Source organism: Aeromonas sp. 602658 (assembly GCF_049173005.1).
GTDB lineage: Bacteria > Pseudomonadota > Gammaproteobacteria > Enterobacterales > Aeromonadaceae > Aeromonas > Aeromonas veronii_A.
Genome location: NZ_JAAKRF010000008.1, coordinates 1 through 22,077 on the forward strand (window position 1 = coordinate 1; position 22,077 = coordinate 22,077).

Annotated in this window: 17 protein-coding genes and 2 rRNA genes; 5 read left to right on the top strand and 14 right to left on the bottom strand. The window is 60.5% G+C overall.

Going from position 1 to position 22,077, the window contains the following annotated elements; all coding sequences use genetic code 11:
- The 4 genes from G5253_RS08530 to G5253_RS08545 all read left to right on the top strand — a co-directional run.
- A 23S ribosomal RNA gene (locus G5253_RS08530) occupies positions 1-142 on the top strand; the annotation flags it as partial.
- 81 nt (positions 143-223) lie between these two features.
- A 5S ribosomal RNA gene (rrf, locus tag G5253_RS08535) occupies positions 224-338 on the top strand.
- A gap of 182 nt (positions 339-520) precedes the next feature.
- Positions 521-1,027, top strand: coding sequence for an NUDIX domain-containing protein (locus tag G5253_RS08540; RefSeq protein ID WP_266134195.1), 507 nt, complete (start codon positions 521-523; stop codon positions 1,025-1,027).
- 132 nt (positions 1,028-1,159) lie between these two features.
- Positions 1,160-3,322 carry an AsmA family protein gene (locus tag G5253_RS08545; protein WP_266134194.1) on the top strand — a complete coding sequence of 721 codons (2,163 nt, stop codon included), beginning with the start codon at positions 1,160-1,162 and terminating at the stop codon, positions 3,320-3,322.
- Positions 3,323-3,495: 173 nt separating this feature from the next.
- Here the strand turns inward: G5253_RS08545 and glnE are convergent, their stop codons facing one another.
- The 9 genes from glnE to G5253_RS08590 all read right to left on the bottom strand — a co-directional run bounded on the left by glnE (position 3,496) and on the right by G5253_RS08590 (position 14,520).
- On the bottom strand, positions 3,496-6,369 hold the full coding sequence (gene glnE / locus G5253_RS08550; RefSeq protein ID WP_266134193.1) for a bifunctional [glutamate--ammonia ligase]-adenylyl-L-tyrosine phosphorylase/[glutamate--ammonia-ligase] adenylyltransferase: 2,874 nt from the start codon (positions 6,367-6,369) through the stop codon (positions 3,496-3,498).
- A 187-nt stretch (positions 6,370-6,556) separates the two neighbouring features.
- Positions 6,557-7,900, bottom strand: coding sequence for an NCS2 family permease (locus G5253_RS08555; RefSeq protein ID WP_005343409.1), 1,344 nt, complete (start codon positions 7,898-7,900; stop codon positions 6,557-6,559).
- A gap of 264 nt (positions 7,901-8,164) precedes the next feature.
- Positions 8,165-8,494: a hypothetical protein gene (locus G5253_RS08560; protein WP_216951990.1), complete on the bottom strand. Its 330-nt coding sequence runs from the start codon at positions 8,492-8,494 to the stop codon at positions 8,165-8,167.
- Positions 8,495-8,587: 93 nt separating this feature from the next.
- Complete coding sequence (gene ettA / locus G5253_RS08565; RefSeq protein ID WP_005338959.1) at positions 8,588-10,255, bottom strand: energy-dependent translational throttle protein EttA; 1,668 nt, start codon at positions 10,253-10,255, stop codon at positions 8,588-8,590.
- A gap of 191 nt (positions 10,256-10,446) precedes the next feature.
- Positions 10,447-11,277 carry a 5'-methylthioadenosine nucleosidase gene (locus G5253_RS08570; protein ID WP_266134192.1) on the bottom strand — a complete coding sequence of 277 codons (831 nt, stop codon included), beginning with the start codon at positions 11,275-11,277 and terminating at the stop codon, positions 10,447-10,449.
- A 107-nt stretch (positions 11,278-11,384) separates the two neighbouring features.
- Entirely contained in the window at positions 11,385-12,242 is an 858-nt protein-coding gene (locus tag G5253_RS08575) for a lytic transglycosylase domain-containing protein (RefSeq protein ID WP_216951988.1), read from the bottom strand.
- Between the two features lie 155 nt (positions 12,243-12,397).
- Positions 12,398-12,586 (bottom strand): hypothetical protein, encoded by a 189-nt coding sequence (locus tag G5253_RS08580; RefSeq protein ID WP_227341324.1) that lies wholly within the window; start codon positions 12,584-12,586, stop codon positions 12,398-12,400.
- Positions 12,587-12,790: 204 nt separating this feature from the next.
- Entirely contained in the window at positions 12,791-13,396 is a 606-nt protein-coding gene (locus G5253_RS08585; protein WP_245094942.1) for a DUF2076 domain-containing protein, read from the bottom strand.
- A gap of 110 nt (positions 13,397-13,506) precedes the next feature.
- Positions 13,507-14,520 carry an NAD-dependent epimerase gene (locus G5253_RS08590; RefSeq protein ID WP_227341320.1) on the bottom strand — a complete coding sequence of 338 codons (1,014 nt, stop codon included), beginning with the start codon at positions 14,518-14,520 and terminating at the stop codon, positions 13,507-13,509.
- A 307-nt stretch (positions 14,521-14,827) separates the two neighbouring features.
- Between G5253_RS08590 and G5253_RS08595 the strand changes: the two genes are divergently transcribed.
- Positions 14,828-15,439, top strand: a complete 612-nt coding sequence (locus G5253_RS08595) for a YitT family protein (protein WP_005349421.1) — start codon at positions 14,828-14,830, stop codon at positions 15,437-15,439.
- A gap of 101 nt (positions 15,440-15,540) precedes the next feature.
- On the opposite strand, the gene G5253_RS08600 is transcribed toward G5253_RS08595, so the two are convergent.
- The 5 genes from G5253_RS08600 to G5253_RS08620 form a co-directional block, all read right to left on the bottom strand.
- A complete protein-coding gene (locus G5253_RS08600) occupies positions 15,541-16,587 on the bottom strand; it encodes an ABC transporter ATP-binding protein (protein WP_100654460.1) in 1,047 nt (348 codons plus the stop codon).
- Positions 16,584-17,642, bottom strand: coding sequence for an ABC transporter ATP-binding protein (locus tag G5253_RS08605; RefSeq protein ID WP_266134190.1), 1,059 nt, complete (start codon positions 17,640-17,642; stop codon positions 16,584-16,586). The genes G5253_RS08600 and G5253_RS08605 overlap by 4 nt, the downstream gene beginning before the upstream one ends.
- A gap of 31 nt (positions 17,643-17,673) precedes the next feature.
- A complete protein-coding gene (locus G5253_RS08610; RefSeq protein ID WP_266134189.1) occupies positions 17,674-19,491 on the bottom strand; it encodes an extracellular solute-binding protein in 1,818 nt (605 codons plus the stop codon).
- 149 nt (positions 19,492-19,640) lie between these two features.
- On the bottom strand, positions 19,641-20,684 hold the full coding sequence (locus tag G5253_RS08615; RefSeq protein ID WP_013724081.1) for an ABC transporter permease: 1,044 nt from the start codon (positions 20,682-20,684) through the stop codon (positions 19,641-19,643).
- A gap of 106 nt (positions 20,685-20,790) precedes the next feature.
- Positions 20,791-21,816, bottom strand: a complete 1,026-nt coding sequence (locus G5253_RS08620) for an ABC transporter permease subunit (protein ID WP_031227629.1) — start codon at positions 21,814-21,816, stop codon at positions 20,791-20,793.
- Positions 21,817-22,077: the final 261 nt, after the last annotated feature.

A 22,077-nucleotide genomic window follows, 5' to 3' on the forward strand; every position in this document is an offset into this window, starting at 1 on the left:
GAAGCGAGCCCTGAGATGAGTCATCCCTGACCCCTTGAGGGTCCTAAAGGGCCGTTGGAGACCACAACGTTGATAGGTGGGGTGTGTAAGTGCAGCGATGCATTGAGCTAACCCATACTAATTACCCGTGAGGCTTAACCATACAACACCCAAGAAGTGTTCTAAGGCTTGTAGCAAATACGAACGAATTACTTACATCAGCTTTCTCAGATTGAAGAATTTGCCTGGCGGCCATAGCGCCGTGGAACCACCTGATCCCATGCCGAACTCAGAAGTGAAACGCGGTAGCGCCGATGGTAGTGTGGCATTCGCCATGCGAGAGTAGGACACTGCCAGGCACCCAATTTAAGAACCCCGCTCATCGAGCGGGGTTTTTTATTGCCTGAAAATCAGCAAATCGCCTGATAATTGCCCCGTTTTATTCCCCTCCTCTTGAATTTCCAATCATCCCCGTCTGTTTCACTCATAAAAAATGGCCCAGAAAGCGTAAAATGGCGCTTTATTTCGTCGGAGATAGCCCATGTTTTGTCCAAAATGCGGCGGTCAAACCCTGCAGAGCGTCAGCCCCAAAGAGTTTCTCTGTGGCTGCGGTTTTCATTTTTTCCAGAATGTGGCGACTGCGGTGATGGTGGCGCTTTGCTGGCAGGATGAGGTGCTGGTTGCGGTGAGAGCGGGCAATCCGGGCAAGGGGTTGCTGGATCTGCCAGGAGGATTTGTCGATCCCGGCGAGTCACTGGAGGTGGCGCTGGTGCGCGAGTTGCAGGAGGAGCTGGGACTCGATGTTAGCGCTCATCCTTGCACCTATCTTGGCTCATTCCCCAATATCTATCCCTACGATGGCATTACCTATCACACCTGTGACACCTTTTTCGCCATCAGGCTGAGTGAAAAACCGGTCATCCAGCCGGCTGACGATGTGGCCGCCTGTCAGTGGCTGAAGATCCGCGATATCCCCTTGCCCCGCTTTGCTTTCGAGTCGACACGCACCGCGATGGCGCGGCTGCAGCAATCCTCTTTGCAAGTCTGATCCCTGCTGATGACGATGGGGATTGGCAGCGACCATCCCTGTCTCATCCTTGTCCGCTTTTGTCCCGCAGACGCCATTCGTCAGACGGTGAGTGGTATAGTCAGCCGTGGATCCGGATTCAAGGAGCATATCGTGAAGAAGATAGTTCTCATCTTGCTCGGCATTACCGTGGCGGCCTTGCTGGCCATAGTGACGCTGATAAGCCTTATCGACCCCAATCAATTCAAGCCCCAACTGGCTGAACAGGTGCGCAAGAGCACGGGCCGGGAACTGGTGATGGCGGGGGAGATTGACTGGCGTTTCTGGCCGAGTCTCGGGCTCTCGCTGGAGAAGGTGGCTCTGCGCAATCTGGCCGGTTTTGCCGAGCCGGACCTGGTTCGTTTCGAACAGGGGGAGGCCTCGGTGGCCCTGTTGCCGCTACTCTCCCATCGTCTGGAGATTGGCAAGGTGACCCTGAGTGGCGCCCATCTCTTTATCCAGACCAAGGCGGATGGCAGCTCCAATCTGAGCGGACTCATCAAAGATGCCACTGCTGATGCAAGCGCACCGGTCGTCCCCGCAACCCCTGCGCCAACCGCTGATAGCAAGCCCTGGCAGATAAGCTTGCAGGGTGTCGCGCTCTCCCAGGCCAGTGCGCTGGTACAGGATGATCGCAGCGGCACCTCGCTGCGACTGGATCGCCTCGATCTCGATATGGGGCAGCTGGCCACCGGTCAGTGGGTACCCGTGACGCTGGCCGCCAAGGGGAGTGCCGACAAGCTCGCTTTCGACGTTAAAGGGCAGACCCAGATCAAGCTGGCGCAGGAGGTGATGGCGAGTGAACTGAAAGACTTGAGCCTCAGTGGCAGCCTGAGTGATCCGTCCCTGCGACTCGACAGTTTCTCCATCAAGGGAGACCGACTGGCCCTTGGTGAGTGGAGCAACCTCACGTTGGCGCTGAAGGGGGCCAAGGTAGAGGGGCTGCAAGCTTCACTGGCTGGTTCGCTGGAAGGAACACTCAAGGGACGGCTCGATAAAGAGATGAAGCTGGCCGAGCTCTCCGATGTGCTGCTGACGGCAGCGCTGGAAGGTGATGCGCTGCCACGCCCGCAGATGAAGCTGAAACTGGCCGGGTTTGCCCGTGCCGAGCTCGACAAGCAGTTGATTACCCTGAGTAAGCTGGTGATGAGTGCCGATGAGGCGCTGCTGAGTGGTGATGGAAGCGTGCAGCTTGGTGCCGTTCCCGCAATCAGCTTCGATCTCAAGGGGGAGAAGCTGGATCTCGACAAATGGCTCGCCAAATCGGTACCGACCACACCAGCGCAGGCGAAAGAGGACAAACCGGCAGCCGGTGCTTCAAATGCCGCTGCAAGTGACAATAAAGCGGTAACCGGCAAGAGCGAAGCCCTCTCCGCGGTTGAACCGGATCTGGGCGCGCTCAAAGGTGTGGATCTGGATGGTCGGCTGCAACTTGGCAGCCTGCGCCTGAAAGGGCTGGATCTCGGCGCTGTCGATCTGCAGGTGGCTCTGGCCAAGGGACTGCTGACGCTCAAACAGTTCAGCGCGACCGTGGCTGGCGGTCAGGTAAACGCGAAAGGAGTTCTCGATGCGCGCCAGAAACCCGCCACCTACAAGGTGCACAAGCAGGTGGCCGGAGTGAACATTCGTCCCTTGCTGCAGACTCTGGCCCAGAGCGATCTGCTGGAGGGTAAGGGCGATCTCGATGTGCAGGTGCAGGGGCGCGGTCTCTCTCCTCTGGCACTGCGCAACGGAATGCAGGGCAAGGTGACCTTGAAGCTGAGCGACGGCGCCCTGCATGGCATCAACCTGCCGGAGATGATCCGCGAGGCGCGGGCCACCCTCACCGGCAAGGGGGCCGAGCAGGTGAAGGAGGCGCGCAAGACCGACTTCAGCGCCCTCACCGCCAGCTTCCAGATTGCCGACGGCATCGCCCGCAGCAACGACATCCAGCTTTTTGCCCCCGCCTTGCGGGTCAAGGGGGATGGGCAGACGGCGCTGGTGCCGGAGAGCCTCGACTTCCTGTTCCTCACCTCCATCGTCGAGAGCAGCAAGGGGCAGGGAGGCAAGGATGTGGATGAGCTCAAAGAGATCACCATTCCGGTGCGGATCGGCGGCCACTGGCCAGCCCCCAGCTATCAGCTCGACGTGAAGGCACTGCTCAGCAACAACAAATTGCTGGAGGAGAAGGCCCGCAAGGAGGCCGAACGCGGCCTCAAGAAGCTGCTGGGGGACAAGGCCGACAATGAGGCCGTCAAAGGGGTGGCTGACCAGCTGCTCAAGGGCTTGTTCAAATAGCCCCAGCCTTTCGTTTTATCCCCATGCAGAGCCCGCCCCGTGCGGGCTCTTTCTTATTGTGGAGACCGTTCTGTGAGTGTCGTATCGGACTAGGCATTGGCCTGGCAACTCTATAGGGAAGGGCCCGCCTGAATTGCTTCAGGCGGGCCCTTTTTCATTGCCGCTGGCGGGAATTACTCCCCCAGCAGGGTTTGCCAGACGGCGAGCACATGGCTGCGCTCACTCTGCAGCTGATCGTCGCTCACCTTGCGGGAGATCTCCGAGAGGTTGAGGCGATGGCCGAGGTTGCGGATCTCCAGATAGGCCTGCTTCAGCCCCTCCGCCTGATCCAGCGTCAGCACCCCCGCCATGACGCACTCATCGAAGATGCGTACGTTATCGGACCAGCGGGTGAGGGCATCGGGCTCGCCGCAGGCGTGGGCCAGCACCAGATACTGGGCGATAAACTCGATATCCACCATGCCGCCGGGGGACTGCTTGAGGTCGAACTCGCCAGCCCCCGCTTTCAGCAGGTGATCCCGCATCTTCTGGCGCATCTCGCGCACCTCGCGGGCTAGAGTCGGCAGATCCCGCTCCCTGGCCAGCACATCGCGGCGGATGCGGGCAAACTCGGCAACGATGGCGTCATCGCCATAGATGGGGCGGGCCCGCACCAGCGCCTGATGCTCCCAGGTCCACGCCTCGTTTTGCTGGTACTGCTCGTAGGCCGACAGCGACGAGACCAGCAGGCCGGAGTCGCCGGAGGGGCGCAGCCGCATGTCGATCTCGTAGAGGATCCCGGAAGGGGTGCGGGTGCTGAACAGGTGCAGGATCCGCTGTGCCAGACGCAGGTAGAACTGGCGGCTGTCGATGGGCTTGCGGCCGTCGGTGTAGCTGTTGGGGTCGCCGCCGTGCAGGAACACCAGATCGAGATCCGAGCCGTAACCGAGCTCGATGCCGCCCAGCTTGCCATAGGCCACCACCGCAAAGCCGCGCTGGCCGCTCAGCGCCACCTCGGGCGGCACCCCGTAGCGCTCGCTCATCTGGGCCCAGGCCTGATTGACCACCTCTTCGGTGATCGCCTCCGCCAGCCAGGTGAGGTGGTCGCTCACCTTCATCAGCGGCAGGGCGCCAGCGATATCGGCCGCCACGATGCGCAGCAGCTGCACCTGCTTGAACTGACGCAGCGCCTCCATCTGCTGCTCCACGTCCTCTTCGGGGATGCGCAGCAGGAACTGGCGCAGCTGGGGCTTGTACTGATCGAGCGGGGTGGGGTGGTAGAGGTGCTGGGGATCGAGCAGCTCGTCCAGCAAAATCGGGTAGCGGGCCAGCTGTTCACTCACCAGATGGCTGGCGTCGCACAGCCGTACCAGCTGGCGCAGGGCGCCCGGGTTTTCCGCCAGCAGTTGCAGATAGGCGCTGCGGGTGAAGATGCGGGTCAGCAACTCGCACACCCGCTCGAACAGGCGGGCGGGCTGCTCGCTGGCCACCACCAGTCGCAGCAACTCCGGCATCAGCCAATCCAGCGCGATACGCCCCTGCGGGCCGACCTGACGGCGTTTGTACTCCTCTTTGAAACGCAGCAGCGCAGCGCAGAGCGGGGCGGGCTCGGCCACCCCCTGCGCGGTCAGCAGTTTTTCCAGCTCGGTGGCGTCGAGCTCGGTACGCCAGAGATCGAGCCAGAGCTGCTCCAGATGGGCGGGTGCCTCTTTCTCTTCCCCCACCACGGCGGCGAACTCCTGATGGACGGCGGCCATCTCCTCATCGAGATGAGCCATAAAGGCGCCCCAGTCAGCAAAACCCAGAGCCGCGATCAGCCGCTGGCGATCCCGCTCCTCGGTGGGCAGGGTCTGGGTCTGCTGATCGCCGATCTCCTGCAATATGTTCTCGACCCGACGCAGGAAGCGATAGGCCTGCAGCAGGCGATCGCAATGGGCAGATTCGAGGGCGCCACATTGGGCGATGGCGGCCAGCGCCTCCGGCAGGTGGCGCACCCGCAGCGCCGGTTCACGACCGCCGCGAATAAGTTGCAGCGCCTGGGCGATAAACTCCACCTCGCGAATGCCGCCAGCCCCCAGCTTGATGTTGCCCTCCAGCCCCTTGCGGCGCACCTCGGCGGCGATCATCGCCTTCATCTGGCGCAGGCCGTCGATAACGCCGAAGTCGATATAGCGGCGAAACACGAAGGGGCGCAGCATTTCGGCGAGCTCCACTGCGTGCTCGCATTGGGGGCCCAGCACCCGCGCCTTGACCATGGCGTAGCGCTCCCAGTTGCGGCCGTGGTGCTGGTAATAATCCTCCATGGCGGCGAAGGAGATGGCGAGCGGGCCCGCATCGCCAAAGGGGCGTAAGCGCATATCGACCCGGAACACCTGACCATCCTGGGTGGGCTGGTGGAGGGCGTTGATGATGCGCTGGCCCAGCTTGATAAAGAACTGCTGGTTGGCGAGCTCACGCCGCCCGCCGACCGTGTAGCCGTTCTCGGGGAAGGTGAAGATAAGGTCGATATCCGAGGAAAAATTCAGTTCGCCACCGCCGAGCTTGCCCATGCCGAGGATCAGCAGCGGCTGCGGGTTGCCGTTGCCATCCATCGGGGTACCCAGCTCGCTGCACTGTTTGGCGTAGAGCCAGTCGCGAGCGGAGCAGATGAGGGCATCCGCTAGTTTGGTGAGATGGATAAAGCTCTCTTCCACCGCCGCATGGCCCAGCAGCTCGCGCCAGGCGATCACCAGCATGCGGCTGCGGCGGAACTGGCGCAGGATGCGCTTGAGCGCCTCTTCATCACTCACCTCGGCGAGCAGGGCGGTCAGATCGCTCTGGTAGGCGGGCCAGCGCTCGGAGCGCTCCAGATCCCCGGAGGCGAGCAGCTCGGTCAGCAACTCCGGCTGTTTGAAGAGGGAGTCGGCGACAAAATCGGAGAGGCCGAGCAGGGTCAGCAGGGTCTGGCGAACGGGCTCGGGCAGCGAGCCATAGTCGGGGGCTAGCTCGACCAGTCGCTGCCATTGGCGCTCGGCCTGTTCTTGCAGCAGGGGGGAGAGGGCGGAGAAAGAGGGAGAGTGCTGGGCCACGGTTGCCGTCCTTGTGGTTCACGACAGATGGTTAACGACACGAGGTTAACAACGCTGCCGGTTCAAAATGGTGGCTGCCAATCTAGCACTGTCAGGCCCCCGCGTCACAGCGCAGGGGCGAGAAGCATGATCCGGCAAATAAAAATGGGCTCCTTGTCGGGAGCCCATCGGATTGCGCTGGTCATTATCAGTGGCTATCGACCCAGACGAACTTGAGCACGAACAGCAGGGCCACCACCAGCACGCAGGGGTTGATCTCGCGCCAGCGGCCGGTGCCCGCCTTCATCACGCAGTAGGAGATAAAGCCCACGGCGATCCCCTCGGTGATGGAGAAGCTGAACGGCATCATGACGGCGGTCATAAAGGCCGGTACTGCTTCGGTCAGATCTTCCCATTTCACCCGGGTCAGCTCGGAGCACATCAGCACGCCCACATAGATAAGGGCGCCAGCGGCGGCATAGGCCGGCACCATGGCGGCGACCGGAGAGAAGAAGATAGCCAGCAGGAACAGCAGGCCGACCACGATGGCGGTCAGACCGGTACGGCCGCCGACGGCGACGCCGGAGCTGCTCTCGATAAAGGCGGTAACCGAGGAGGTGCCCATGAAAGCGCCGCCGACGGAGCTCACGCTATCCACCATCAGCGCCTGTTTCATGCGCGGGAAGTGGCCCTTGTCATCGGCCAGCTTGGCGCGGTTGGTTACGCCGATCAGGGTGCCGGAAGAGTCAAACAGGTTGACCAGCATAAAGGAGAAGATGATGCCGGCCAGGCTGATGTCGAGCGAACCCATCAGATCCAGCTGGCCGAACACTGGCTCGATGCTGGGGGGCATGGAGACGAAGCCCTTGAAGGTGACATCGCCAAACAGCCAGCCCAGACCCGTGGTGACCACGATGGCGATCAGCACGGCGGAATGAACGCCGCGGGCGGAGAAGATGCAGATCAGGAAGAAACCGAGCAGACCCAGCAGGCAGGGCAGGGAAGTGAGGTTGCCCACGGTCACCATGGTCGCGGGGCTGGCCACAACGATCCCGGCGTTGTGCAGGCCGAGCAGGGCGATCAGCAGACCGATACCGGCGGTGATGCCAACCCGCAGGGTGAGCGGAATGTTGCCGATCAGCCAGTAGCGCACCCGCAGCAGGGTGAGGATCAACAGACCCATGGCACCCCAGAAGATGGTGCCCATGCCCACTTGCCAGGAGTAACCCATGCCGGCGACCACCACGAAGGCGAAGAAGGCGTTGAGGCCCATGGCGGGGGCCAGCGCGATCGGCAGGTTGGCCAACAGGCCCATCAGGATGCTGCCGATACCGGCGATGAGGCAGGTGGTGACGAACACGGCCTGGGTGTCCATGCCCGCAGCAGAGAGGATCTGCGGGTTGACGAACACGATGTAGACCATGGTCAGGAAGGTGGTGATACCTGCGATCACTTCGGTGCGGGCGGTAGTGCCATGGCCTTGCAGGGCAAACAGGCGCTCAAGCAATCCTTGCCCGGCGGCCTGATTGGCAGCTTGGTGTTGTTGATTCATGTTGGATTCCAATAGGTGACGTGAAATAAGCAGCAGGGGAACGGGCTATCCCATCCATGCGGGGTAAATTGCCCTGTTTCTGGCGGTTAAGTAACCAGACTCGTCCTGATACCGTGACAGCGCGCACATTTTTACACAGGCGGCGCCGTTTACAAACCCCGGATCTGCGAAGCAGATCAATGAATAGAGTAAAAATTCAAACGTTTGCTTTTTGAGCATGAAAAAAGGTTCTCAGCAGAGAACCTTTTATCGAAAATTGGAGGCTTAAAGGGTTTTGAAGTAGCGCTCGACCAGCTGGGCCAGCACCGAGTCGAGCCGGTCTTGCACTTCACCCAGTTCACGGCCGAAGCGGCGCAGAAACAGGCTTGCCTGCTCTTCGGTCAGCTTGCGCCCCTCGATAAAGAACTCTTGCTCCGGCAGCTGCTTGTCATAGCGGGGGATCAGCACCCAGCTCACCAGCTCGGGCTCCACGGCGGCAAAAATCTTGGCAGCAGCGGCACAGAAGGTCTCTATATGTGTCTTGCCATCCGGCCCGAGACAACCCGGTTCAACCCGGATCTGGATGGTGAGTTTTTTCTCTATGGGGGTCGTCATCGTGCTACATCCATGCAAAGGCATCCGTCTAGGATTGTAAGCCAAAAGACAACAGAAAGGGGAGCCGGAGCTCCCCTCAACACGCAGTCAGCCTTATTTGGCGATGCGCTTGTACTTGGCGCGATGGGGCTGGATCGCCTCGGCGCCGTAGGTCTTCTTCTTCCACTCTTCGTATTCGGTAAAGTTACCTTCGAAGAACTCGATCTTGCCCTCATCCTGATAGTCCAGGATGTGAGTGGCGATACGGTCGAGGAACCAGCGGTCGTGGGAGATGACCATGGCACAACCCGGGAACTCCAGCAGGGCGTTCTCGAGGGCGCGCAGGGTTTCGATATCCAGATCGTTGGTCGGTTCATCCAGCAGCAGCACGTTGCCGCCGGTCTGCAGCAGCTTGGCCAGGTGCAGACGACCGCGCTCACCACCGGAGAGTTCGCCAACCCGCTTCTGCTGGTCGGAACCCTTGAAGTTGAAGCGGCCGATATAGGCGCGGCTCGGGAACTCGTAGTTGCCGATGCGCAGGATATCCTGACCGTCAGCGACCTCTTCGAAGACCGTCTTCTTGTCATCCATGCTGTCGCGGAACTGATCGACAGAGGCCAGCACCACGGTTTCACCCAGGGTGATGGCGCCGGAATCCGGCTGCTCCTGACCCGACATCATGCGGAACAGGGTCGACTTACCGGCACCGTTCGGGCCGATGATGCCGACGATGGCACCCTTCGGAATGGCAAACGACAGATCGTCGATCAGCACCCGATCACCGTAGGATTTGCGCAGGTTGGCCACTTCCACCACCTTGTCGCCGAGGCGCGGTCCGGGCGGAATGAACAGCTCGTTGGTCTCGTTGCGCTTCTGGTAGTCGTTGGTGTTGAGCTCTTCGAAGCGAGCCATACGGGCCTTGGACTTGGCCTGACGCCCTTTCGGGTTTTGACGAACCCACTCCAGCTCTTTCTCGATGGACTTGCGACGGGCCGCTTCGGAACTGGCTTCCTGCGCCAGACGGGCGTCCTTCTGCTCCAGCCAGGAGGAGTAGTTGCCTTCCCACGGGATACCCTCGCCGCGGTCCAGCTCCAGGATCCAGCCTGCCACATTGTCGAGGAAGTAACGGTCGTGGGTGATGGCCACAACAGTGCCTTCATAGTCGTGCAGGAAGCGCTCCAGCCAGGCCACGGATTCCGCATCCAGGTGGTTGGTCGGTTCGTCCAGCAGCAGCATGTCCGGCTTTTCCAGCAGCAGACGGCAGAGCGCCACACGGCGGCGCTCACCACCGGAGAGGTGTTTGATCTTGGCATCCCAGGCCGGCAGGCGCAGGGCATCGGCCGCGCGCTCCAGCTGGTTTTCCATGTTGTGGCCGCCCTGGGCCTGGATGATGGCTTCCAGCTCGCCCTGTTCGCGGGCCAGCTTGTCAAAGTCGGCATCCGGGTCGGCGTAGGCCGCATAGACCTCGTCTAGGCGGGCCATGGCGCGTTTCACCTCGCCAACGGCCTCTTCGACCGCTTCGCGTACGGTCTGCTCCGGCTCCAGCTTCGGCTCCTGCGGCAGGTAGCCGATCTTGATGCCGGGCTGTGGACGGGCTTCCCCTTCGATCTCGGTGTCGATGCCCGCCATGATGCGCAGCAGAGTCGATTTACCGGCGCCGTTCAGACCCAGCACGCCGATCTTGGCGCCCGGGAAGAAGCTCAAGGAGATGTTCTTGAGAATATGACGCTTGGGCGGCACTACCTTGCCGACCCGGTTCATGGTGTAAATAAATTGAGCCATTGGCTAATTCTCTTCCTTTTCAGCAGGTTAATGTCTTGGCATTAACAGACTGATGTCGTGGTGGGGCCAGGTCGACACAGGTCAACCCGGTTCCAAAAAACGTTCCGATTGTAAACCAATGGGCAAGGGGGGGCAAAGATGGGGGGGGGGGGGAAGATAGGCCGCCTGTCATGACGGCCTCTTATAGGGCCTTATGCCTTGTGGAAACTGTTGATCAGCGCGTTTGCGTAATCAATGACAAATTGCTGGCAGTGGATGGCAGTCTGCGGGTCAAACTCTTCACCGTGGAGATCGGTATTGGAGAGTACCCGGATGCCGACAAAGGGTACCTTGTAGGCCTCAGCCACTAGGGCGGCGGAGGAGGTTTCCATCTCTTCCGCGGCGGTCTGGTAGGTCTGATGCAGCCAGTTGATGCGCGCTACCTGTCGGTTCCACTCATCGGCGGTGCCAATGATGCCGGCAACTACGCGGCCGTGGCGATAGCGATCGGCCATACCGAGGGCGCGGCCAATCAGCTCGGGATCGCCAGCGAACGAGCTGTGCTCCACCAGCTTGCCGTTATCGCGCAGACGCATGGTGACCTCGAAGTTGTGCCATTTGCTCGGATCGACGCCTTGCTCGGCGGGCATCAGGTCACTGCGATAGGCTCCCATGTTGAAGCTTTTGGTACCGATAACGATATCGCCCCGGTGCAGTGCCGGATCATGGCCTCCTGCCGTACCCTGATTGATGATGAGACGCGGCTTGAAACGCTCAATCGCCAACGTGGTGGCGGCAGCGGCATTGGCCAGACCCACCTCGGTGCGGGAGATGACCACCGGATAGTCCGAGATAGTACCCTGCCAGTATGTCCAGGCCCCCACAGTCAGCTCCGTCTTGTCTTTCAGTGCGGCAACGAGAGTTTCGACTTCGACGTCCATCGCCCCCTGGATCAGGATGGGGGCCGGGGTGGCCGCCATCACGCTGGAGGAGAGGAGGGCAAAGAGGGTGAGCAGGCGCGAACAGCGTTTGATGATATTCATGGGATACCTGTAGGGCTGGCGAGAAAGCGCCGGATCCTACCGAAAGGAAAACGGTTGCGCAATGTTGGTGCGTGTTTTGTCAGTAACGGACATGCTGATGAATGGCCTCAGGGCTGCTTGTGGCCAGCGAAGTAGAGCACCCGTTTTACATACTCCTGTGTTTCGTCATAGGGTGGGATCCCGCCATAGCGTTCCACCGCTTTTTCCCCGGCATTGTAGGCCGCCGAGATCAGTACCCAGTCGCCATCGAAGCGGCGATCCAGCCACTTGAGATAACTGACGCCTCCCTTGATGTTCTGTGCCGGATCAAAGGGGTGAGTGACACCAAACCGCTGCTGGGTTTCGGGGATCAGCTGCATCAGCCCCTGAGCATTCTTGGGTGAAACGGCACGGCTGTTGAGATTGGATTCGGCGATGGCAATCGCCAGCACCAGCCGGGCATCCACCTTATGGTGTTTGGCGGCGTGGCGCAGCATGGTGACCAGTTCTTGCTTGGCAGGAGGCTGGCGGGCCACCCAGGTGTCGACATTGAAGGGGGTGGAAGGGAGCCCGGCCAGATAGCCACCCTGACCGCCACGGATCCCGATGCCGCACTGATCACCCATGGGGGCATTGCCGATGCGAGCGTTGTAGTAGCGGGCAGCCTGCCGGTTACCAAGGCGCATTGCCATGGCGAGGTAGCTGTTGGCCAGCTTGGCGCTGCGTACCGAGGCGGGGCCGGTGGCGAGCAGGCGGCCGATTCGGAAATATCCCTCTGGGTTGCCAGTGCTGGCGGCGACACAGTAGAGGGTGATGGCCTTTTGCAGATTGCCGTGTTGCTGGGCCACTTGACCCTGCTTGATCGCCGTCAGCGCCTTGGGGGCCTGTCTGAAATCCCTGCCTTGTGCCATCGCCCGCGGCGTACCTGCCAGTAACAACGACAAAAAAAGCAGCAAAAACAGTCCGTTTTCGCTGATGTGCCTCATGGGTTATCTCCTGTTTGAGTACAGAAGATATAGAGGAACATGGCTGCTATCGCCATGAACCCAGTGGATCCTGTTGTTATAGCCGGTTGGTTTCAGAGAGCAAAACGGTATGGAACTAACGGCATCTCGACAGTTTCACACCATTTTTCATCCGGTTAAAAGTCGTGGTGATACTCCTGCTCATCCAGCACGGCGGGAGGAAGCGCGCGATAGAAGCTGCCAATTTCGCTGACAACCCAGAGCAAAAGCAGGGCCAGCAGGCTGAGCAGGGGAAGCAGAGAGTGGCTCTGGGTCAGGGCATAGGCCGCAATGGCGGCACCGGTCAAAAGCAGGGTTCGGATCATGAGGTGGCTCCTTGTCGTCATGGGGGTGTTGCGTGGCCACGGACAGAGCGCCTGGGGTCGGGAGTTGTTCCCGGGTGGCACGAAGCGCGCTGAGTATATCGCGTCATGCCGCTGCCGATCCGTGGTGTCATCACACTTTCCATAGTCATGGGTTTCGTATCGAGTTGGGCCCCGCCAGATGCGGGGCCAGTAATGGTTTGACGGTCAGAAGAAACCGCCGTTGTTATCGTCACTGTCGGCCCAGCCGCCACTCAGGTTATCGTCGTCGAGAAAACTGCTGCCAACATCGGGAGGTGAATCCCAGCCGTCCCAGCGTACCGGTTCCGCATCGACCGGATTGGCGATGGGCGCTGGCTCTATTATGTCGATGATCTCCTCGGGCCGGTTGCTGTGAAACAGTCCGCCGATCATGTCGGCCAGCATCACGCCACCGGCAACCCCGGCTGCGGTTTGCAGGGCGCCCCCTAAAAAGGAGCTGGCACGGGACGCGGGCTGGGCAGGCGCGGTTGCCGGTGGCGGCGTAAAGCGCGGGGGCGTGCTGCTCTCGCTACCAAACAGGCCGGAGAGAAAACTGCCGCCGCTCGAACTGTTCTGGCTGGCCTCCAGCTCCTTGACTCGATCGTTGAGGCGGGTAAGGGCTGCCTGCTGGATCAGCAGCGCCTGGGCCATGTAGTAGGGGGCATCGGGCTGCTCTGCCAGATGCTGGCGGATCAGCTGATCCGCTTGTGGGTCTCGTTTGCTATCCCTGGCTTGCGCTTGCTTGAGGCGGTCGAACAGTCCATCGATCAGACCCTGTTCCTGTGATTGCATCTCAAATCCTCGCTATGGTGCGCAGACAGTGCGTTCAGCCATCCTAAAACCCGCGGGGCATCAGTGGTATCTGATTAACTCATCAATGACCGAGAGGCTGCCCGTGCTCGTCAGCGGACGGGCCGGTAGTAGTTGAGATACCAGCGGACAAACTCGGCAACACCTTGCTTGAGGGGCGTGGCGGGGCGCAGGCCGGTGAGGGTGTGCAGCGGCTCGCTGTCGGCCCAGGTGGCGTGCATGTCGCCTGCCTGCATCGGCTGCATCCGCTTGATGGCGGGCTTGCCGATGGCCTCTTCCAGCGCCTCGATAAAATCGAGCAGCCGCACCGGCTGGCCGTTGCCGATATTGAGGATGCGGTAGGGGGCGGCGCTCTCGGCCGCGCTCTGCTCGCTGGCATGCCAATCGGGATTGGGGCGGGGCGGCTGGTCGGCCATGGTGAGGATCCCCGCGACGATGTCGTCTATGTAGGTGAAGTCGCGGCTGAGATCGCCGTGGTTGTATACGTCGATAGGCTCGCCCGCGAGGATGGCGCGGGTGAACTTGATGATGGCCATGTCAGGCCGGCCCCAGGGGCCGTAGACGGTAAAGAAGCGCAGCCCTGTGGTGGGCAGGCCATAGAGCGCCGAATAGGCGTGGGCCATCAGCTCGCCGCTCTTTTTGGTCGCAGCGTAGAGGGAGACCGGGTGATCCACCTGCTGCGCGGTGGAGTAGGGCATCTGATCCCCCATGCCATAGACCGAGCTGGAGGAGGCGTAGATGAGGTGCTGAATCCCGTGGTGACGACACCCCTCCAGCACCGTCAGCATGCCGGTAAGGTTGCTGTCGGCATAGGCGAACGGATTGTCGATGGAGTAGCGCACCCCCGCCTGTGCCCCCAGATGGATCACCCGCTCGAAACCGTGGCTGGCAAAGAGGGCCGCCATGGCTTCACGATCCGCCAGATCCAGCCGCTCGAAGCGAAAATTGGGGAAACTGGCCAGTTGGGCCAGCCGTGCCTCTTTCAGAATCACCTCGTAGTAGTCGTTAAGGTTATCGATCCCCACCACCCGATGGCCTGCGGCGCACAGCTTGCTGGCCACATGAAAACCGATAAAACCGGCGACGCCGGTGACCAGATACGTCATGGTTGGGGTCCTGTGCAGATCATGGGGCTCCTTACGGTGATGGGAAAAGGGGGCTGCGCTTTGTAGCAGAGCCGGCGCGTTTGTGCCATGGCAAACCGCCTCTGACGGCGCGGCATGCTGCATCTTGGTGCAGCGAGTGTCAATGCCAGATGACAGGCACCAGAATGGGGCGTTCAGCCTGACTGTTGTGATCCTTTTCACAAAAAATAGACTGGACCCCATAACGAAGCCCTGTGGACAGGGCTCGCAGCCCGCCCGCAACGGCAGGCGACAGACACTCTCTCTTTACTTCGCTTGGATACAGGTTATGGACAACACCTCGATTCGCACTGCCCATCCTATTTATGAGGATGTGCTAGCCCTGCTGACGGCGGCCGGCTTTGTTTCCCTCGGCATCTTTCTGTTTCATCAGGTTGGCCTGCTCACCGGCGGGACTGCCGGGCTGGCGCTGCTGCTGCAAAAGGTGACCGGCATCAGCTTCGGCCTGCTGTTTTTCGGCATCAACCTGCCCTTCTATGCGCTGGCATGGCTGCGGATGGGGCCACGTTTTACCTTCAACACCTTTGTCTCAGTGGCAGCAGTCTCCTACATGACAGATCACCTTAACGGGGTGTTGCAGATCGGCAAGATAGAGCCCCTCTATGCGGCGCTGATCGGCGGCACCCTGATTGGCATGGGTCTGCTCATCATGTTCCGTCACAAGTCGAGTCTGGGGGGGTTCAACATTCTGGCGCTCTTTATTCAGGATCGCTTTGGCATCCGGGCGGGCAAGCTGCAGATGGGGCTCGATTGCGCCATTGTTGTCGCCTCGTTTTTCGTGGTGCAGCCCTGGATCCTGGCGCTTTCCATCGTGGCGGCGGTTATCTGTAATCTGGTGTTGACACTCAACCACAAGCCGGGCCGTTACCAGATTGCCTGACAAGCTGCGGCAGTGGCTCGATATTGCAAGAGTGACCCGATAGCACGAGGCGGCCTGATGGCCGCCTCGTCTGTTTCTACCCTGGTGTTTGTTCGCTGCGCCTAGCTTGCCTGCTCCAGCCTGCTGTCACCGCTCATGGCGTTGCCACTGATGGCGCTGCCGCTGATAGCGTGACCACTGACGGCGAGCGGGGTGTGGCAGGCCACCTGATGATGGGCCTCATCACACGCCTCAAGCTTGGGCGCCTTGCTTTTGCACAGCTCGGTCGCATGGGGGCAGCGCTGGTGGAAGTGGCAGCCGCTTGGCGGCGAGATGGGGGAGGGCACATCGCCGGTCAGCAGAATGCGCTGGCTGCGCCTGCGCGGGTCCGGCACCGGAATGGCGGAGATCAGCGCCTGGGTATAGGGGTGGCGCGGCGCCAGATAGAGCGACTGGGCATCCGCCAGCTCGACGATCCGTCCCAGATACATCACCGCGATGCGATCCGAGATGTGTTTGACCACCGACAGATCGTGGGCGATGAAGATGATGGAGAGGTTCATCTCTCGCTGCAGGCTGAGCAGCAGGTTGACGATCTGCGACTGCACCGAGACATCGAGGGCCGAGACTGCCTCGTCGCACACCAGCAGCTTGGGCTTGAGGGCGATGGCGCGGGCGATGCCGATCCGCTGGCGCTGACCGCCGGAAAACTCGTGGGGGTAGCGATCCACCGCACTTCCCGGCAGGCCCACTTTTGCCAGCAGCTCTTGCACCCAGCCGCGCCGCTGCTCAGTGTTGCCTTTACCGTGGATGATAAAGGGCTCCTCCAGGATCTGGCCCACGGTGTGGCGGCTGTTGAGGGATTCTGCAGGGTCCTGAAACACCATCTGCATCTCCTGACGCAGGGAGCGCATCTCCTTCGGGCTGAGGGCGGTGATGTCGCGCCCCTCGAAGGTGATGGTGCCTGCGGTCGGCTCGAACAGCTTGAGCAGGCTGCGCCCGAGGGTGGACTTGCCGCAGCCCGACTCACCCACCAGCCCCAGCGTCTCCCCCTGCTTGAGATCGAAGCTGATGCCATCCACCGCATGAACCGTATATTGCTTGCGCAGGAAGCCGCCTCCCAGCCGGAAGTGCTGTTTCAGATCCCTGACCGATAACAGAGTGCTCATGGGGTCAACTCCTTCCAGTAGTGACAGGCGACATGGTGGCGCGGATTGAGTTGCTCCACCGCCGGAATGGCGCTGATGCAGAGATCGGTCGCATGGGGGCAGCGGTTGGAGAAGCGGCAGCCAGCGGGCATCTCGTGCAGGGCTGGCACCTGTCCCTTGATGGTCTTGAGCAGGCTCTTGGGCTCATCCTCCAGGCGCGGGATCGAGCTCATCAGGCCGTGGGTATAGGGGTGACGGGGATGGTCAAACAGTTCGAACACATCGGCCTGCTCCACCGCCCGCCCGGCGTACATCACCACCACTTCGTCGCACAGCTCTGCAACCACCCCCAGATCGTGGGTGATAAAGATGATGGCCATCCCGGTCTGGGCCTGCAGCTCTTTCATCAGTTCGAGGATCTGGGCCTGAATGGTAACATCCAGCGCCGTGGTCGGCTCGTCGCAGATAAGCAAGTCTGGCTCGCAGGAGAGCGCCATGGCGATCATCACCCGCTGGCGCATACCGCCGGAGAGGTTGTGGGGATAGACCGCAAAGCGTTGGGCTGGTTCCGGGATCCCCACCTTCTGCAGCATGGCGATGGCCGCGGCTTTACGCTGGGCCTTGTCATACTCGGGGCGATGGAGACGAAACACCTCCATCAGCTGCTCACCGACCGTCTGCACCGGGTTGAGGGCCGTCATCGGCTCCTGAAAGATCATCGAGATGCGGTTGCCGCGCACCTTGTACATCTGATCCGGCGCAAGCGACAGCAGCTCCTCCCCCTGAAAGCGGATAGAACCGGCTACCACCTGACCGTGGGGTTTGGGCAAGAGCCCCATGATGGCGAGCGAGGTAACGCTCTTGCCACAGCCGGACTCGCCGACGATCCCCAGCGTCTGACCCGGGGCCACCTTGAAGCTGACCCCGTCGAGCACCTTGATTTTGCCGTCATCGACGGCGAACTCCACCTCAAGATCGCGTACTTCGAGGATTGGGGCCTGGTGCTGGCCGTTATCAGCGGCGAACTCCCCCCCGTTATCCGGTACGTCAAGAATGAGGGCCTGAGTGTTGGGCATAACGGCTGCTCCCTTCGCAATGGCCTGAATATCAATGACGTGCATAGGTCTTGTCGAGCAGGTTGATGGGCGCCAGCGCCTCCCCTGCCTCCTTGGCGTTGCGGGTCTCTTCCTTCACCTTGGGATCGAGCCAGAGCAGACCACCACTACTGTGAGGATAACCATCCATCGGCCAGTAGAGCAGATCCGGCGTGTTCTTGGTGGCAGGTACGTCCGGCAGCATCACATAACGCCAGCTGCTGGCCCGCACATAGTTGAGCTGCACCCCGGGCACGAAGATGGCGAGATCATAGATGCGCTGCTGGATCTGGCGGGAGATCTCGGCCCGTTTGGCCATGTCGAATTCGACGTTGTAGGCGTCGATCAGTGCGTCCAGCTCCTTGTCAGCCACGTTGAACAGGTTGTTGGTCTGCGGTTTGTTGGCATTGGCGGAGTGGAACGACTCCCAATATTGTGGATAGAGACCGCCGCCGCCCCAGCCAAGCCAGGCCGCCTCGTGTTTCTTCTCCAGCATCACCTTGAAGCCGGTGGCGCCATCCACTAGGTTAAGCTCCAGATCGAGACCCGCTTTCTTGGCCTCCTCTTTCAACACGGTCAGGCGCTTGGAGTGCTCCTGACTGGTGTAGGTGAGTGCCAGCGTCAGCCGCTCCCCCTTCTCATTTTGCAGGATGCCGTCCGGCCCCGGCTTGTTGTAACCGCCCTTGGCAAAGTACTCCCGCGCCTTGCCGATGTCATAAGCCCGCTCCGGCAGCGTCATGTCGGTGAACTCGCCAAAACCCGAGCCGAAGGTGGTGGCTCTGTCATAGTCGCCGCGCAGCACGGTCTCGATCATCTTGTCGATGTTGAAGGCGTGCTGGATGCCGAGGCGCACGTTCACGTCCGCCAGCTTGGGGTTGGCCACATTGAGGTGCACCCCCTGACCGCCCTGTTTGGTGTCGGTCATGGCCATTACCTTCTGCACGTAGCCTTTTTTGTACTCCGGGGTGACCGCTTTTTCATGCCACCAGTTGGGCAGGATCATCTCGAAGGTATCGATCTCCCCTTTCAGGAAGTGGCGGAAGGCGATGTTGTGGTCGCGGATCACCTGCACCTTGATGGTGTCGATGTTGAATCTGTGCTGGTTGTAGCGATCGTCTTTTGCCCACCAATCCTTCTGCTTGCTGAAGGTGACCGACTTGCCCTTCTTGACGTCGCTGATCACGTAGGGGCCTGTGGTGGGAACCACGGCCCAGTTGTACTGCTTCACCCAGTTGGGGGTCAGCTTGTAGTAGTGCTTGGGCTGGGGCCACAGCTCGGTGGTGTTGAGCAGGTCCATCTTGGCCTTGCGGTTGCCCGCTTTGACCATAATGGTGTGATCATCGATCTTCTCTACCGCGACCACTTCAGTGGTGTAGTAGTTGTTGAACCAGGGCCCCTTGATGTGTTTGGAGCGCATCATCTCGTAGCCGAAGGTGTAGTCGTCAGCATTGACCGGCTTGCCATCCGACCATTTGGCGCGGGGATCCAGCTTGAAGTAGACGGTCTGGCTGTCTGGCGCGATGGCCCAGTGGGTCGCGAGCGAGGGGATGGGGTTGCCGGTATTGGGATGGAAGCTGATGAGTCGCAACTGGTTATCGAGAATAAAGGAGCGGAACGATCCGTTGGAGTCAGGCCCCACGGTGCGGAACGTCAGCGGAAAGCTCTCCACAAACATATTGAGGCTGCCGCCCGGCTGCGCCTTGGGGGAGGCGAACACAGGATCCGTGTCGTTGGTCTCCCATTTGAGATCCGCGGGCAGGCTGGCCGCCCAGACCCAGGATCCGTTTACCAGCACAAAGAGAGCACCTATCCATTTGATTTTATTTTTCATGTTTGACTTCCAGGTCTGGCCCCTACACTGGGGGTCTTGATTGATAACGGGATTATCCCTTGCTCCCGGGACCGCCGATGGCGGCGGCCCGTCCTTCATTAATCACTGTTCGTTACCCGACGCCAGCCGATGCGCTGGCATCGGCTGGCTTATTGGTAACGGGTAAATTTGCGCGGATCGAACGCCTCGCGGATCGCCTCACCGATAAAGGAGACCATGATCAGCACCAGACTCACCGCGGCCACCACCGAGCTGACGATCCAGATGGCATCCAGATTGTTGATGCCCTGGGAGAGCAGCTCCCCCCAGCTCGGGGTCGGTGGTGCCAGCCCGAAGCCCAGATAGTCGAGGGCCGTCAGGGTGGAGATATTGCCCACCACGGCGAATGGCGCCAGGGTGACGATCATCATCAGGGTGTTGGGCAGGATGTGGTTGAAGATGATCCGCCCGGTGGTCGCCCCTTGCGCTCGCGCCGCCATCACATAGTCTCGCGCCCGCTCCTTGTAGGTGAGGGTGCGCATATACCAGGTGATCCCCATCCAGCCGAACAGCACGTTGATGGCGACAAACAGGCCGAAGTTGGGCTTGGCCAGCGACACCAGGATCATGATGACGTAGAGAAACGGCACCTGGGACCAGATCTCTATAAAGCGTTGCAGAATGAGGTCAAAGCGGCCGCCGAGAAAGCCCATCAGACAGCCGATGGTGACCCCGATGGCGTAACTGGCCGCCAGCGCGATAAAGGCAAAGCCGATGGCGATGCGAAAGCCGTAAACCAGTCGCGCCAGCACGTCGCGGCCGCTGGTGTCGGTGCCGAGGAAGTGGCGCTCGGCCGCGCTGGGGGCGTAAGGCGGGTAGGCATCCTCCTTGAAATCCTGCTCGTAGGGGTTCCAGGGTACCGGCGGCAGCAGCACCCAGTCGCCCTGGCCCTCTGCGGCAAATTTGGCCTTGAGCTGGCGGTAGTTGGTTTCGTACTCGTAATCGAGCCCGAACTGCTGACCGGGGATCACATCGCCATAGGTGGGGAAATGCAGCTGGCCCTGATAGCTCACCATCAGTGCCCGGCTGTTGACCAGCAGCTCCGCCAGCAGGGAGAGCAGCACCAGGGTGGTGAAGATGATGAAGGAGTAGTAACCGCGCTTGATCGATTTGAAGCGCTTGAGTTTTTTCAAGGTAACCGGATTGAGCTTCATGGTCAGTCTCCAAACCGCACGCGGGGATCAACCAGGGCAACACAGATATCGGAGACGATATGGCGTGATATCAGCATCGGCATGGCAATAGAGGTCTGGTTCATGGTCAATCTCCAAACCGCACACGCGGATCAACCAGGGCAACGCAGATATCGGAGACGATATTGCCAATCAGCATCAGCATGGAGGTGATGGCCAGAATGCCCATGACGGTGGGGTAATCCCGCTCGACGATCGCCTCGTAACCGAGCAGGCCGATGCCGTCGATGTTGAAGATGGTCTCGATGAGGAAGGAGCCGCCAAAGAAAACGGTGAGCACAGACCCCAGGTGACTGGCGATGGGGATCAGGCTGTTGCGCATGGCATGGTCGGTGACCGCCTTGCGAAACGGTAACCCCTTGGCCACCGCAGTACGCACATAATCGGCCGACAGGTTCTCCATCAGGCTGTTTTTCATGGTCATGGTGAGGATGGCGAAATCGCCGATGGCGTAGGCGATAAGCGGCAGCAGAGCGTGGGCAAAGACAGTGCGGATCTGATCCCAGCTGCTCTCCATGTACTCAAAGTCGTCCCCCGGAAAACCGCCCATTGGCAGCCACTCCAGATGGAAGGCGAAGACGGTGATGAGGAAGATCCCCACCACGTAGGCGGGCAGGGCATAGGCCATGTAGATAAGCATGGAGCTTAACGAGTCGAAGCGGCTGTTGTGCCTGAGCGCCTTGGCCACCCCCAGCGGAATGGAGACCGCATAGCTCAGCAGAAAGGTCGCCAGTCCAAAGAAGGCGGTAACGGGGAGCCGCTCCTTGATGAGATCCCACACCGGCTCGTAGTAGCGGGTCGATTCGCCCAGATCCAGCACCGCCAGCTTCTGCAGCCACTCCCAGTAGGCGACCAGCATCGGCTTGTCGAGACCATAGAAGGCCTTGAGCTCCTCGATCTGCTCATCTGAGAGGGCTTGCGCCCCCTTGCTGCCGCTGGAACGGCCGGATTCATTCTGGGAAACCTGGGCTTGCAGCAGCATGCGTTCGACCGGTCCGCCCGGCACGAAACGGGTGATGGTGAAGACGAGCAGGGTGATACCGAGAAACGTCGGGATGATCAAAAGCATCCGGCGTAGGAAATACGACAGCATGGTGGAACCTCGTCCTTGTTGTTCTTTTTTGCGGCCAGTCAAATCCGGTGACGGGCCTGTCCTTCCTGGCATTACGCGCTGGATTGGTTGCCAAACAGCAGACAATCCGCTTGGCCACTGTAAAAGCTCTGCAACAAAAATCAAGTACAAGGAAATGGAAAACTGGGACAAATGACCCGCTGAGACCAAAAGCACCGAAAAATGACGTTTTTTATCTGAAAAGTGAAAATCAAAACAAAACGCTACTGCTCAACATTATTT

Excerpts from the sequence above, each read along its gene's own strand:
- G5253_RS08540 (WP_266134195.1), top strand. The coding sequence starts at position 521 with ATGTTTTGTCCAAAATGCGGCGGTCAAACCCTGCAGAGCGTCAGCCCC.
- G5253_RS08555 (WP_005343409.1), bottom strand. The coding sequence starts at position 7,900 with ATGAATCAACAACACCAAGCTGCCAATCAGGCCGCCGGGCAAGGATTG.
- G5253_RS08560 (WP_216951990.1), bottom strand. The coding sequence starts at position 8,494 with ATGACGACCCCCATAGAGAAAAAACTCACCATCCAGATCCGGGTTGAA.
- ettA (WP_005338959.1), bottom strand. The coding sequence starts at position 10,255 with ATGGCTCAATTTATTTACACCATGAACCGGGTCGGCAAGGTAGTGCCG.
- G5253_RS08570 (WP_266134192.1), bottom strand. The coding sequence starts at position 11,277 with ATGAATATCATCAAACGCTGTTCGCGCCTGCTCACCCTCTTTGCCCTC.
- G5253_RS08575 (WP_216951988.1), bottom strand. The coding sequence starts at position 12,242 with ATGAGGCACATCAGCGAAAACGGACTGTTTTTGCTGCTTTTTTTGTCG.
- G5253_RS08580 (WP_227341324.1), bottom strand. The coding sequence starts at position 12,586 with ATGATCCGAACCCTGCTTTTGACCGGTGCCGCCATTGCGGCCTATGCC.
- G5253_RS08585 (WP_245094942.1), bottom strand. The coding sequence starts at position 13,396 with ATGCAATCACAGGAACAGGGTCTGATCGATGGACTGTTCGACCGCCTC.
- G5253_RS08590 (WP_227341320.1), bottom strand. The coding sequence starts at position 14,520 with ATGACGTATCTGGTCACCGGCGTCGCCGGTTTTATCGGTTTTCATGTG.
- G5253_RS08595 (WP_005349421.1), top strand. The coding sequence starts at position 14,828 with ATGGACAACACCTCGATTCGCACTGCCCATCCTATTTATGAGGATGTG.
- G5253_RS08600 (WP_100654460.1), bottom strand. The coding sequence starts at position 16,587 with ATGAGCACTCTGTTATCGGTCAGGGATCTGAAACAGCACTTCCGGCTG.
- G5253_RS08605 (WP_266134190.1), bottom strand. The coding sequence starts at position 17,642 with ATGCCCAACACTCAGGCCCTCATTCTTGACGTACCGGATAACGGGGGG.
- G5253_RS08610 (WP_266134189.1), bottom strand. The coding sequence starts at position 19,491 with ATGAAAAATAAAATCAAATGGATAGGTGCTCTCTTTGTGCTGGTAAAC.
- G5253_RS08615 (WP_013724081.1), bottom strand. The coding sequence starts at position 20,684 with ATGAAGCTCAATCCGGTTACCTTGAAAAAACTCAAGCGCTTCAAATCG.
- G5253_RS08620 (WP_031227629.1), bottom strand. The coding sequence starts at position 21,816 with ATGCTGTCGTATTTCCTACGCCGGATGCTTTTGATCATCCCGACGTTT.